The organism is Tritonibacter litoralis (assembly GCF_009496005.1).
In the GTDB taxonomy this organism is placed as follows: domain Bacteria; phylum Pseudomonadota; class Alphaproteobacteria; order Rhodobacterales; family Rhodobacteraceae; genus Epibacterium; species Epibacterium litoralis.
Genome location: NZ_WIBF01000010.1, coordinates 90,165 through 102,163 on the forward strand (window position 1 = coordinate 90,165; position 11,999 = coordinate 102,163).

13 protein-coding genes are annotated in these 11,999 nt (G+C 55.6%); 4 read left to right on the top strand and 9 right to left on the bottom strand.

Features of this window, described 5'->3' with window-relative positions; all coding sequences use genetic code 11:
* Positions 1-62: 62 nt before the first annotated feature.
* Complete coding sequence (locus GFB49_RS15135) at positions 63-1,133, top strand: isopenicillin N synthase family dioxygenase (protein WP_153216766.1); 1,071 nt, start codon at positions 63-65, stop codon at positions 1,131-1,133.
* A gap of 70 nt (positions 1,134-1,203) precedes the next feature.
* On the opposite strand, the gene nqrF is transcribed toward GFB49_RS15135, so the two are convergent.
* Genes nqrF through GFB49_RS15165 form a run of 6 tightly spaced genes read right to left on the bottom strand, consistent with a single transcriptional unit; the run spans position 1,204 to position 7,052 of the window.
* Positions 1,204-2,427: an NADH:ubiquinone reductase (Na(+)-transporting) subunit F gene (gene nqrF / locus GFB49_RS15140; RefSeq protein ID WP_153216767.1), complete on the bottom strand. Its 1,224-nt coding sequence runs from the start codon at positions 2,425-2,427 to the stop codon at positions 1,204-1,206.
* Between the two features lie 12 nt (positions 2,428-2,439).
* The gene (gene nqrE, locus GFB49_RS15145) at positions 2,440-3,048 is read right to left on the bottom strand and encodes an NADH:ubiquinone reductase (Na(+)-transporting) subunit E (protein ID WP_153216768.1); all 609 of its coding nucleotides are present in this window, start codon (positions 3,046-3,048) and stop codon (positions 2,440-2,442) included.
* Positions 3,048-3,701 carry an NADH:ubiquinone reductase (Na(+)-transporting) subunit D gene (locus tag GFB49_RS15150; RefSeq protein ID WP_153216769.1) on the bottom strand — a complete coding sequence of 218 codons (654 nt, stop codon included), beginning with the start codon at positions 3,699-3,701 and terminating at the stop codon, positions 3,048-3,050. Before GFB49_RS15150 ends, nqrE begins: the two co-directional genes overlap by 1 nt.
* A complete protein-coding gene (locus GFB49_RS15155) occupies positions 3,701-4,513 on the bottom strand; it encodes a Na(+)-translocating NADH-quinone reductase subunit C (protein ID WP_153216770.1) in 813 nt (270 codons plus the stop codon). Before GFB49_RS15155 ends, GFB49_RS15150 begins: the two co-directional genes overlap by 1 nt.
* Entirely contained in the window at positions 4,506-5,705 is a 1,200-nt protein-coding gene (locus GFB49_RS15160) for an NADH:ubiquinone reductase (Na(+)-transporting) subunit B (RefSeq protein ID WP_343032599.1), read from the bottom strand. Before GFB49_RS15160 ends, GFB49_RS15155 begins: the two co-directional genes overlap by 8 nt.
* 3 nt (positions 5,706-5,708) lie before the next feature.
* Positions 5,709-7,052: a Na(+)-translocating NADH-quinone reductase subunit A gene (locus tag GFB49_RS15165; protein WP_153216771.1), complete on the bottom strand. Its 1,344-nt coding sequence runs from the start codon at positions 7,050-7,052 to the stop codon at positions 5,709-5,711.
* A 281-nt stretch (positions 7,053-7,333) separates the two neighbouring features.
* Between GFB49_RS15165 and GFB49_RS15170 the strand changes: the two genes are divergently transcribed.
* Together GFB49_RS15170 and nqrM are read left to right on the top strand one after the other, a co-directional pair.
* Positions 7,334-8,257: an FAD:protein FMN transferase gene (locus tag GFB49_RS15170; RefSeq protein WP_246149746.1), complete on the top strand. Its 924-nt coding sequence runs from the start codon at positions 7,334-7,336 to the stop codon at positions 8,255-8,257.
* A 24-nt stretch (positions 8,258-8,281) separates the two neighbouring features.
* A complete protein-coding gene (nqrM, locus tag GFB49_RS15175) occupies positions 8,282-8,524 on the top strand; it encodes a (Na+)-NQR maturation NqrM (protein WP_153216773.1) in 243 nt (80 codons plus the stop codon).
* Here the strand turns inward: nqrM and GFB49_RS15180 are convergent.
* From GFB49_RS15180 to GFB49_RS15190, 3 genes are all read right to left on the bottom strand, one after another.
* On the bottom strand, positions 8,521-8,712 hold the full coding sequence (locus GFB49_RS15180; protein WP_153216774.1) for a hypothetical protein: 192 nt from the start codon (positions 8,710-8,712) through the stop codon (positions 8,521-8,523). The two genes, nqrM and GFB49_RS15180, sit on opposite strands and share 4 nt — an antisense overlap.
* 111 nt (positions 8,713-8,823) lie before the next feature.
* On the bottom strand, positions 8,824-9,183 hold the full coding sequence (locus tag GFB49_RS15185) for a YMGG-like glycine zipper-containing protein (protein WP_153216775.1): 360 nt from the start codon (positions 9,181-9,183) through the stop codon (positions 8,824-8,826).
* A gap of 208 nt (positions 9,184-9,391) precedes the next feature.
* Positions 9,392-10,804 carry a helix-turn-helix domain-containing protein gene (locus GFB49_RS15190; protein ID WP_153216776.1) on the bottom strand — a complete coding sequence of 471 codons (1,413 nt, stop codon included), beginning with the start codon at positions 10,802-10,804 and terminating at the stop codon, positions 9,392-9,394.
* 557 nt (positions 10,805-11,361) lie between these two features.
* On the opposite strand from GFB49_RS15190, the gene GFB49_RS15195 reads away from it, so the two are divergent.
* Positions 11,362-11,709 (top strand): DUF779 domain-containing protein, encoded by a 348-nt coding sequence (locus GFB49_RS15195; protein WP_153216777.1) that lies wholly within the window; start codon positions 11,362-11,364, stop codon positions 11,707-11,709.
* Positions 11,710-11,999: the final 290 nt, after the last annotated feature.

The window sequence follows — 11,999 nt, forward strand, 5'->3', positions numbered from 1 at the left end:
GGGCCCGTCGGCGGGGCCTTGTGGGGAATACTCAGTCATACGGACTGAAAGAGGACTGATACATGCGATCCGACATTTCTGACGACCAGCGTGCGCTTACGATCGAGGATGCCAACCTTCCTGTTGTGGACCTGACTGGCCTGTTTACGGGCCAGCCTGATGACAAGGCCAAAGTCGCCGCGGCCTTGGGCGATGCAGCCCGGACATCCGGCTTTTTCTACATTACCAATCACGGCATCCCCCAAGAGCAGATTGACGCGCTTTTTGCCGCTTCCAAAGAATTCCACGAAAAGCCGCGTAACTTTAAGATGAAGTACTGGTCGGGCTTTACAACGCATCACCGTGGTTATGTCCCGTTTGAGGAAAACGGCAGTGATTTCCCAAAGACAATCAATTTCAACGAAGCTTGGGATATGTCATTTGAGGCGCCCGAGGATCATCCGGATTATCTGGCCAACTGGCGGATGACCGGGCCCAACATCTGGCCGGATATTCCTGGCTGGAAGGACACGGTCGCAGGTTATTACGATGCGGCCTTTAATCTGGGGCTCCGCCTGCTGGATGCATTGGCCACCGAATTGGGCGTCGCCCCCGAAGAGCTGACGCAGCATATCACCTATCCGACGTCACAACTGCGTCTGCTGCGCTATTTGGAAAACGACATGCCCGCGACCAAGGAGATTGTTGGCATTGCGGCGCATTCGGATTTTGAGTGTTTCACCCTGTTGCTGACCGGCGCACCGGGGCTGCAGGTGATGAATGCGGACGACGTCTGGATCGAGGCCCCGCCCATTCCAGGCTGTTTTGTGGTCAACATCGGCGACATTTTTGAAACCTGGTCCGGTGGCCAGTTCAAGTCGACCCAACACCGGGTGATCAATGTGGGCAAGGAACGCTATTCCATGCCGCTGTTCTTTGGACTGGATTACCACACTGTTGTGGAGCCGCTGGAGAAATTCCGCACGCCCGAAACAGCGGAAAAATATCCCCCCATGAAGGCCGGTGAACATCTGATGCGGATGTCGGTCAATGCGTTCCGGTATATGTCAGACGCTTACGACAAAGGGGAACTGGTGCCCGACTATGAGGTTCCCGAAGAAAACCCGTTCAAGCGCACCGCCAAAGAAAGCTGACACCCAAATGAAAACCGCCCCTGCGCATGTGTCACGGGGGCGGTTTTTAAAAAGTCAGACCGTTTCGGGATTAACCGCCGAAATCGTCCAGCATGATGTCTTCACGATCCACACCCAGTTCCACCAGCATATTGATGACCGAGCTGTTCATGATCGGCGGACCACACATGTAGAATTCGCAGTCTTCCGGCGCTGGGTGGTTCTTCAGATATTCCTCATAAAGAACATTGTGGATGAAGCCGGTGTAGCCCCCCCAATCATCCTCGGGCAGCGCATCAGACAGCGCCACGTGCCAGGTGAAGTTCGGGAACTCTTCGGCCAGCTTGTCGAAATCTTCGACAAAGAACATCTCTTTCTTGGAGCGCGCACCATACCAGAAGGTGATCTTGCGGTCCTTGTTCTTGAGACGCTTCAGCTGGTCAAAGATATGCGACCGCATCGGCGCCATACCTGCACCACCGCCGACAAACACCATCTCTTTGTTGGTGTCGCGGGCGAAGAATTCGCCAAACGGACCGGAAATGGTCACCTTGTCACCCGGTTTCAGGTTGAAGATGAAGGACGACATTTTGCCCGCCGGAATGTCCACCGAACCCGGAGGCGGCGAAGCCACCCGCACGTTCAGCATGATCAGACCTTTTTCATCCGGGTAATTCGCCATGGAATAGGCGCGTTCAATCGGCTCATCCACTTTGGAGGCATACTGCCACAGATTGAATTTGTCCCAATCCGCACGGTATTCTTCACCGATGTCGAAATCGGTGTACTTTAGCTCATGCGCCGGGGCCTCAATCTGGATGTAGCCGCCAGCGCGGAAGTTCACATCCTCGCCCTCAGGCAGTTCCAGAACCAGGTTTTTGATAAAGGTTGCAACGTTGTCGTTGGACCGAACGGTGCATTCCCATTTCTTGACGCCAAAGACCTCTTCGGGAACTTCGACTTCCATATCCTGTTTCACCGCCACCTGACAGGACAGACGGTCCCCACACGACGCCTCACGCTTGGTGATGTGGCTTTCCTCGGTTGGCAGGATCGAGCCGCCGCCCGAATGGATCCGCACGCGGCATTGCGCACAGGTGCCACCGCCGCCACAGGCAGAGGGCACGAACAGTTTCTGCTCGGCCAGGGTTTGCAGCAACTTACCACCTGCAGGCACCGAGATCGTCTTTTCACCGTTGATGGTGATGTTGACGTTCCCCGAAGACACCAGACGCGAGCGGGCCGCCAGAATGATCGTGACCAGGGCCAGAACAATCAGGGTGAAAAGAATGATACCAAGACCAAAAGTTTCCATGTGCCCGCCCCTTTACAGTTTCACGCCAGAGAAGGACATGAAGGCCATCGCCATCAGACCTGCGGTGATGAAGGTGATGCCCAGGCCCTGCAGACCATCGGGAATGTCCGAGTATTTCAGCTTTTCACGCACGCCCGCCATTGCGGTGATCGCCAGCGCCCAGCCAAAGCCCGAAGACAGGCCATAGGTCGCGGCTTCGGCAAAGTCATAGCTGCGCTCCACCATAAACAGCGACCCACCCAGGATCGCGCAGTTCACCGTGATCAGCGGCAGGAAGACACCCAGCGCGTTGTAAAGCGGCGGGAAATACTTATCGAGCACCATTTCAAGGATCTGAACCAAAGCCGCGATCACCCCGATATAGGAGATGAGGCCCAGGAAGGTCAGATCCACGTCCTCAAACCCGGCCCAGGCCAGTGCGCCCGGTGCCAAAAGGTTGTTCAGGATCAGATTGTTGGCTGGAACCGTAATCGCCTGCACGATCATCACCGAAATGCCCAGACCGATCGCCGTAGAGATCTTTTTGGACACCGCAATAAAGGTACACATGCCAAGGAAAAACGACAGGGCAAGGTTTTCAACAAAGATCGCCTTAACCGCGAGAGAGAGAAGGCCTTCCATCAGTGCGCCTCGACCGTTTGAATTTTATATTCGCGCTCTTCGACTTGGTTGGTCTTCCAGGACCTAAAGGCCCAAATGATCAAACCAATGATAAAGAAAGCAGAAGGAGGCAGCAGCAGCAGACCGTTGGGCACATACCAGCCACCGTTGTTAACGGTCTCCAGAATGGTGACGCCAAACAGGCTGCCGGACCCAAACAGCTCGCGGATGGTGCCCACCAGCATCAGGATCAGGCCATAGCCCAGACCGTTGCCAATCCCGTCGATGAAACTGTCCAGCGGCGGGTTCTTCATTGCAAATGCTTCGGCGCGGCCCATCACGATACAGTTGGTGATGATCAGACCCACAAAAACCGACAAGGTCTTGGAGATCTCAAAAGCATAGGCCTTCAGCATCTGGTCCACCAGGATCACCAGCGAGGCGATGATCACCATCTGCACGATGATCCGGATCGAACCCGGAATGTGGTTGCGCAGCATCGAGATGAACATAGAGGAAAACGCGGTCACCAAGGTCACCGCGATGGCCATCACCACCGCTACTTTCAGCGAGGAGGTCACAGCCAGGGCCGAGCAAATGCCCAGAACTTGCAACGTGATCGGGTTGTTGTCGACCAATGGGTCGATCAGCATTTCCTTGCGTTTATGCGCCATTAGACATTCCCCGCTTTCAAGTTTTCCAAGAACCGACGATAGCCTGCTTCGCCCATCCAGAAATTCACAAGATTGTGGACACCGGCCGTCGTCAGTGTCGCACCGGCCAATGCATCGATGTGGTAATCCTTGCCTGCAGGCGGCACCGCTTTGGTCACGCTGATCTGCAGTTCACCGCTGTCGTCGACCAGTTTCTTGCCATTCCACAGCGCTTTCCAGCGGGGATTGTCCACCTCAGCACCCAGGCCTGGTGTTTCCGCGTGTTCATAGAATTGAAGACCAAAGATATCGTTCCCGTTCTCTTCCAGCGCGATAAAGCCATACAGCGTGGACCACAGACCGTAGCCGTGGATTGGCAGGATCACCTTGTCGATGGCGCCAGCCTCATCGCGCAGCAGATAAACAGTGACAAATTTGCCCTGGCGCACGATGCCTGCCGGGTCATCCGACAAGGCAACCGACGTCGCGGGATCATCCGCTGCAGACCGGTCATCAAACGAAGCCGGGTCGAATTGATCCGTGAACTCGCCGGTCGCAAGCTCCAATACTTTTGGCTCAAAGGCTGCAAAAGCCTCCAGCACATCCTGGGACGGGTCATAGATACCCGCAACCTGCAGAATGTTGATCTGCTTGTCTTTCAGCGCATTGACCGCCTGTGTCGGACGCAGTGCCACAGCGGCGGCGGATACGATCATGGATGCAACCAGACAGACCGCAACCGCGACAAAGATGGTCTTGGGAACCGAATCTGTCGGCAAAGCGAGGAAACGGCCAATGAAGCCCTTGGGCGCGTTCTTATTGTTATCAGACATTGCGACGAGCCCTCCGTTTGATGTTGGCCTGCACGACAAAATAGTCGATGAGCGGCGCAAAGACGTTGCCGAAGAGGATGGCGAGCATCATGCCTTCGGGGAAAGCCGGGTTAATCACGCGGATCATCACGACCATAAAGCCGATCAGCGCGCCATAGATGTACCGACCGAGGTTGGTGTGAGCGCCTGAAACAGGCTCAGTCACCATAAAGACCAGACCAAAGGCATAGCCCCCCAGCACCAGATGCCAATACCACGGCATGGCAAACATCGGATTGCTGTCAGAGCCGACCCAGTTCAACAGTAGCGAGAACCCGATCATCCCCCCCAGACAGCCAAGCACCATCCGGTAGTTCGCGATCTTGGTCGCCAACAAGAACAACAGCCCCAGGAAAGCAGCTACAGTCGACGTCTCACCCATGGAGCCCGGTATGAAGCCCAAGAAGGCATCCCACCAGGTCATGCCCATGGCGGCCAAGTGCTGCACACCGTTAGAGGCCGAAACCGCCAGCGCGGTTGCACCTGTGAAGCCATCAACCGGCACCCAGACGCTGTCGCCAGACATCTGCGCGGGATAAGCGAAATACAGGAACGCACGGCCCGTCAGCGCCGGGTTCAGGAAGTTCTTGCCAGTGCCGCCAAAGACTTCCTTGCCGATCACCACACCAAAGATAATGCCAAGCGCAACCTGCCACAGCGGCGTGGTTGCAGGCATGATCAACGCATAAAGCATGGAAGATACCAGGAAACCTTCGTTCACCTCGTGTTTGCGCACGGTGGCAAAGATCACCTCGAACACACCACCGGCCACCAGTGTCGTGATGTAAATCGGCAGGAAATACATCAGACCATGCAGCATATTGGCCACGGGGTTCGCGGCGTTAAAACCGATGCCCAGACCTTCGATGATGCTGGCGCGCCAGCCAGAAGACCCAAACTCGGCAATGGCCAGATTGGCCTGATAGCCGGTGTTATAAAGCGCCATCAAGATACAAGGGATCGTCGCGATGACCACATAGGTCATGATCCGCTTCATATCCACATAAGAGCGCGCGTGCGGCGCAACCGTTGTCACGGTCTTGGGAGTGTAGAGAAAGCTTTCCACCATCTCATACATGGGGAAGTATTTTTCCCACTTGCCGCCCTTCTCAAAGTGCGGCTCTATTTTGTCGAAAAAGTTTCTCAGGCCCACGGTTTAACCCTCTTTCTCGATCTTGGTCAGGCAGTCCCGAAGCGCCATCCCATATTCATATTTTGCGGGACAGGCAAAACCGACAAGTCCCAGATCTTCTTCGTCCAGCTCCAGCGCGCCCAAAAGCTGAGCCTGATCGGTGTCCATCACCAACAGGGCCCGCAGCAGTTGCGTCGGCAGGAAGTCCTGCGGCATCAGCTCCTCGAATGTGCCCAGCGGCACCATCGCGCGACGACCCCCATTCAGGTTGGACGTCAACGGAAACGCACGCTTGGACAAGGCAGAGCCCAAAACAGGCTGCACAGCAAATTTGGAGAACATCGGCCGGATCCATCCCATCGGGATCTGCTTTTTGTCCTCTTCAATCACGGTGATTTGGCGCGCATAGCGGCCCAGATATCCGCTGGCTCCTTCGCCCGCGCGGCCGCTGAGGATCGAGCCCGAGATGATCCGAACCGGCAGATCCTGGGGCAGATCTTTCGCCAACAGATCCGCCATTGCGGCACCTGCGGGGACACGCACCAGACGCGGATCCTTGCAGAGCGGCCCCGTCAGCGCGATCACCCGCGACGGATCATAGGTGCCGGTCAGCATCAGGCGGCCAATGACAATCACATCGTGATAGCCAATGGTCCAAACGGTTTTCTGAGCTGTCGGCGCTTCGAGGAAATGCATATGTGTGCCCGCAAGACCAGAAGGGTGCGGCCCCACAAAGGCAGCGGCTTCAACACCTGCCAGGTCATGACCCGGCAAGGCCTCACCATCACCCTGACACAGATATGTCTTGCCACCGCTCAGCGCGGCGACGGCTTCCAGACCTTTGGTGAATGCCTCGGCCTCTTGCTGGATCGCAATCGCCGGATCCATGGCCAGCGGTTCACTGTCAGCAGCGGTCACATAAATGGCCGCAGGCGTTGTATCCGGGGCCGGAACCTTGGAGTAGGGGCGCGTGCGGAAGGAGGTCCACAGACCCGCCGCGCACAGACGTTCCACTAGACCGTCGCGTGTTGACGCATCGCCCACATCTGAGAAATTGAGCGCTTCGCCTGCCGCAGGATCGATGTCGATCTCCACACTGACCAGCTTGCGTCGTGCGCCCCGGTTGATGGCGCGCACACGGCCCGCCACCGGTGAGACCACCTGGGCCTCTGGCATGTTCTTATCGAACAAGACGGGGGTGCCGGGCACCACCACGTCCCCCTCGGCCACAACGATTCGTGGCTTGAGATCTATGTAATCATCGCCCAGGACTGCTGCTGTCTGGACCTGTTCGGAGTCCTGGATTTCAAGGCGCGGTGCGCCGATAATACGTAAATCCAGACCTTTGCGTAAGTTGTACCGCTTCAACGACTGAGTTCCTTGATCTTGGGAAAACGCCGCAGATCACGTGATCCGTGCTTTGCCGGGCGACCCCCCACCTCGACGTCCTGCTAGAGGTTTTTTTCCAAAATGACCAGAAAGAGGTTGAAGAAATCTCAGAATTTCCTCATCTAGCCCGGAACTCGTGAAATGAAGGGCATGCTATGACGTCTTTGAAGTCGTTTTCCCGTAGATCTTTTCTTGTGATGCCCCTGGCATTTGCAGCCTGCCGATCAAACAAGCAAGTCATTGATATTAAAGGTCAGTCCATGGGGACAACCTATAATGTTGTGGCGATTGATCACAGCAACAAACTGAAAGAATCAGACGTAAAAACCGCAATTTCAGAGGCCCTGGCGACTGTTAACGCAAGCATGTCAAATTGGGATCAGACCTCCGAAATTTCTCGAATCAACGCCGAAAAAACAGACAGAATGACCACATTGTCGCCGGAGCTGGCACAGGTCATGGAAGCTGCGGCCTTTGTGAACCAGGCAAGCGGTGGTCGTTTTGACACAACCGTCGGCCCGCTGATCGAGCTTTGGGGCTTTGGCGCGCCGGGTGCACAGAGCATGCCGTCCGAGGGTGCCGTGGCCGATGCCCGTGCGAAATCGGGGCATGAAAACACCCTGCGCATTGGCGCGGGCACGCTGCAGAAAACCCAAGCCGACGCGCAAATCTATCTGGCGGCGATCGGTAAAGGCTATGGTGCAGACCATGTGGGACGCGCGCTGGAACAGCTGGGTGTCAATGACTATTTGGTCGAGATTGGCGGTGACCTCTATGCCGCTGGCCGCAACCCTGATGGCCTGCCCTGGCAAATCGGCATCGAAGCCCCCAACGCGGCTGACCGCGGTGTGCTGGGTGTGGTCGGCCTGTCGGGTCTGGGTCTGGCGTCTTCGGGCGATTACCGGAACTATTTCGAAGTCGACGGCCAGCGCTATTCGCACCTGATCGACCCGGCCACTGGCCGTCCGGTTGACCACAAGACCGCGTCCGCTACTGTATTGGCTGAAAACGCGATGCTTGCGGATGCATGGTCGACTGCAATGCTGATCCTGGGTCGGGAACGTGGCCTTGAAGTTGCAGCGCAGCATGGCATCGCCGTTCAGTTTGCAGAGCGTGACCCAAGCGTCACCGCGCTGCAGTTCAAAACCTACGCGAGCGAGGCGTTCAAAACCCTCGCCGCATAACCCACGGAATTGCGAGACGCATCAATGACAGTCTTCTTTTTGACCTTTGCTTTGTTTTTGTTGGTAATGCTCGGTATGGCACTTGGCGTGATCCTGATGAACAAGCGGATCAAAGGGAGCTGCGGCGGATTGAACGCCATTGGTGACGCAGATCAGTGCCTTGTGTGTCACAAGGAAATCGACCCGGACTCTCCTCTTCGGGAACGGCTTGAGTGCCCGCGCGCCAAAAAGATGTTGGAACGCGCGGGGCTCGACACAGGCGTCTAACCCGCCACATTCAGCGGAATAAGTCCCAGGGTCACAAGGCCAAGCGCCGCAATGGTGCCAAACAGCCAATATTGATACCTGGGGCCTTCGCGTTTCCAAACACGGCGATATTGATACCCAGCCAGACAGGTGATGCAGAACATCACAGTTGCGGCTTGTGGGCTCAGGGTGAGCTGTTCAAAATTCATCTGATTTGGTTCCCTTCCCCTTATCGCGGCTCAGGCGGCACATGTGCCACCTGAGCCCCGGACTGTCCAGTCGGGGTGCGGAACTTAGAGGCTGAGCTCAGGTCTCAACGGTTAGCCGACGACGCGATGTCCGCGGCCGCGCATGCATTCGACCACAATCTCCTCGCGGCGTTCATCTGCATCAGCAACACCAGAGGCGCCGCCAACCAGCGCGCCGACAACAGCGCCACCCCAGGGATCATCACTGGAATCAACTTCCCCCAACACAGCCCCAATTCCGGCCCCCAAAACGGCGGCCTGCACGGTTTCGCTATCGAACTGCTTCTGATCCCGCGCCAAGGATTGGCAGGCTGTCAAATCCACCTGAAAAGCGGCCGAAGGCGCACCATCCAAAATCGGTTCATATTCAGCTCCGCTTTGGCCGCATGCAGCAGCAACAAGGAGGAAAGGGAGGCAATAGGCTAGTTTCATCGATCTCTCGTTTTCTATTTTCAGAATAGGTCATCCAAAGGACGAGGCATCCTTGGGTCCTGTGTCAGGTCAGGCCACGCAGCCCGTAAGGCGTCGTGGTTTGAATGACGCAATACTGTAGATCGTTGAGCAAACCGGCGACCGAACCGGTTGGTTGCAACGTCCGAACAAACTGGTTCGGACCTAACTTTAAATTAATTCCATAAAATCAATACGGTAGCTCGCACCACTTCAGTGCCCCTACCCCAGACCAAGGCTGGTTAGACTTTCGCCATTGCGACGGCGTCTGATCCGTCACTTTCTTGAAGCTCGCGTTAAAGGTGGATTTGGCATTGAATCCCACCGTTTCACTGATCTCTAGGATCGTCAAATTCGTGTCGACCAACAGGGCGCAGGCATCCCGAACTCGGCATTGGTTAATGTAGTCGTAAAAGGTCATACCCAGTTGTGTGTTCAAAACTTCGGAAAGGTGAACAGAAGAAACGGAAACCTCTTGCGCGAGTCGGCGCAGATTTAGACCGTGATCCCGCCACAGCTGCCCTTCGGCCACGCGTGCCTCCAGACGTTTTGCAAAACGGTCCAGATCCTCAGCTTGTAGTCCTGATCGGGCATAACGATTGTCCTGCCCTTGTTGTGGCGGTTCTTTCAGTGATGGGTTCGGCAGGACCTCCTTGGACCACTGTGGCAGCGGAGGCACTGCGCGCAGTGCAAATACGCCAAACACACCACTCAGGACCACGTCAAAAGATGCGGATTTCACGCCGGTCAGGAATCCAGCGTGGCCCGCTAACATGCGGCTTTCATCAACAATCACGATCAATGCGAGGGTCAAAATCGTCGCCACAAGCCCATCCAACCAGCGGAGGTTCTTCCCCTCCAGATCCGAGAATAGCTCCCGAACATTATGCTTGTGACGCAACAGGCGCCGCACACAAGCCCCGCCGTAGAGGACCAAAACAATGATCCACATGCCCCAAAAGGCGACCTCTCCATACGCGATCCAGGTTTGATGCGCCTCAGACACGGTGATCTTCGCAAAGCCAGCCCGCTGTGCGCCCGGCAATAATAGGCTGGGCAGAAGGCAGAAGAACCCGCCAAGAAAGGGCAGTACATGAACCAAGTCGCGCACCGATAGCTTGGGTTCCGAGCTCGTCAATCCGCGGACAAAGAAGTACAGAGACACCATAAAGCCTGGAAGGAGCAGATGCTGCCACTGATAGAGGGTCATCGGACCAAAAGAAGCCGCCCCGTAGGCCAAGCTGTCCCACAAATCGAGGCAATTGATCGCAAAGAAGGCAAGCATCGCCCATAGGAACATGCGCCGTTCAGAGGTCTCCCGTAGCCTCCAGATCAAGCCGATCAACACAAAACAGGATATCCCCAGGCCTGCGGCGTAGCCCAAAGTTTCCCAGTATGTCTCAATATCCAACAGCATTTCGCCTGCCTTATGCACCCCCGTTTGGTCTGTTTGAACACGACCCACCCGATGCAGGGAAGATGTAAATGCCGCTAAACTGGGCTTTACCCTTGCAACAACCCTCGGATACCCAGGAACCAGCCAATGTCCTGCAATTTCGAACATAGTGCAGAGGATATGGCGACGGCGGAAACCAAAATCCAAACATCACAATAGACGCCAGGTCGACCATTGGAACGCGGGATTTCAACGGGTTCTCAGGGGAATGCGGTTATCTGCATCCAAACAATAAATTATGCTTAGCACCCAGATGGCAGGGAAAAGGACAAAGCCTACCTGGCATGATCGCCTGTGATTTGCGCGAAGGGATTATTGTGGGAGAACTGGCCGAAGGTGAGACTATCCGCAAATAAACGCTCACCAGCAAACCGTCTAAACCGGACCGGGGAACATCTGTTGGACGCCATCGCTGTTCGGCGTTCGGCAGACAACACTAAGCCAAGCCAGAGCCATTTATTGTCGAACTGAAGCTGTGCCTGTGCATGGCCAGTCAAAAATGGATACATCAATCCTTGTATGCTTCACCACCAACAAAAACAAAGCTTTATACCCGTTCGCGCTCACTGAAAACGTTCTATTGCAGATCAAGGAGCCGCCACGGGTTCCTTTCTTATTCAATCTCCCCTATGCGACTTTGGTCGGCCTTGGCGATCCCCAAGCAGTCCTTACCTTTTTTCAAGACCACCAAAGGGATGAGAGAAATGACACACACACCCGAGAAAATCGTAATCACCGACGCCGCCCGGACGCTATTGACAGAGTTAAGAGCTGAATATGGCGAGGTTGTTTTTCAACTGTCTGCCGGTTGTTGCGACGGCAGCGGCGCCATGTGTTTTCGCAAGGACAGTGCCTTTATCGGAAGCCAAGACATTCAATTGGGTGAAGCAGACGGCGCTGGAGTCTGGGCTTCTCCCTCCATCGCTGGGATCTGGGAAAACTCGCAGCTTATTCTGGACGCAGGTCCGGGAAGCGGTGACGGCTTCAGCCTCGACAACGGGCGCACCACCCGGTTTCTGACCAAAGCCCGCATTCTAAACCCCGGCGCCTAACAGCCTTACGGGAATCACTACACGTCATCGTTGAGCCGCGGCAAAGATCGCCGCTCAGCGTCATCAGAATCCTGTGGATTTTGCGAAAATTTTTTGACGGCTGATCACAGGAATTCATTCGTTTCTGTGAACGCCAAAACCGTCTTTTGGCTCACAAGATCGGTTTAAATTCCCAATATTGCATGCATCTTTTTACGAAACGCTGACCGATGGAATCATCGACCCACGTTGGGGCTGACCCCCCATTTCACATATGCCCACTTTGATGTGAAAAAGCGGATCAACCGGAG

Excerpts from the sequence above, each read along its gene's own strand:
- nqrM (WP_153216773.1), top strand. The coding sequence starts at position 8,282 with ATGACAGTCTTCTTTTTGACCTTTGCTTTGTTTTTGTTGGTAATGCTC.
- GFB49_RS15170 (WP_246149746.1), top strand. The coding sequence starts at position 7,334 with ATGGGGACAACCTATAATGTTGTGGCGATTGATCACAGCAACAAACTG.
- GFB49_RS15150 (WP_153216769.1), bottom strand. The coding sequence starts at position 3,701 with ATGGCGCATAAACGCAAGGAAATGCTGATCGACCCATTGGTCGACAAC.
- nqrF (WP_153216767.1), bottom strand. The coding sequence starts at position 2,427 with ATGGAAACTTTTGGTCTTGGTATCATTCTTTTCACCCTGATTGTTCTG.
- GFB49_RS15155 (WP_153216770.1), bottom strand. The coding sequence starts at position 4,513 with ATGTCTGATAACAATAAGAACGCGCCCAAGGGCTTCATTGGCCGTTTC.
- GFB49_RS15185 (WP_153216775.1), bottom strand. The coding sequence starts at position 9,183 with ATGAAACTAGCCTATTGCCTCCCTTTCCTCCTTGTTGCTGCTGCATGC.
- GFB49_RS15180 (WP_153216774.1), bottom strand. The coding sequence starts at position 8,712 with ATGAATTTTGAACAGCTCACCCTGAGCCCACAAGCCGCAACTGTGATG.
- GFB49_RS15195 (WP_153216777.1), top strand. The coding sequence starts at position 11,362 with ATGACACACACACCCGAGAAAATCGTAATCACCGACGCCGCCCGGACG.
- GFB49_RS15135 (WP_153216766.1), top strand. The coding sequence starts at position 63 with ATGCGATCCGACATTTCTGACGACCAGCGTGCGCTTACGATCGAGGAT.
- nqrE (WP_153216768.1), bottom strand. The coding sequence starts at position 3,048 with ATGGAAGGCCTTCTCTCTCTCGCGGTTAAGGCGATCTTTGTTGAAAAC.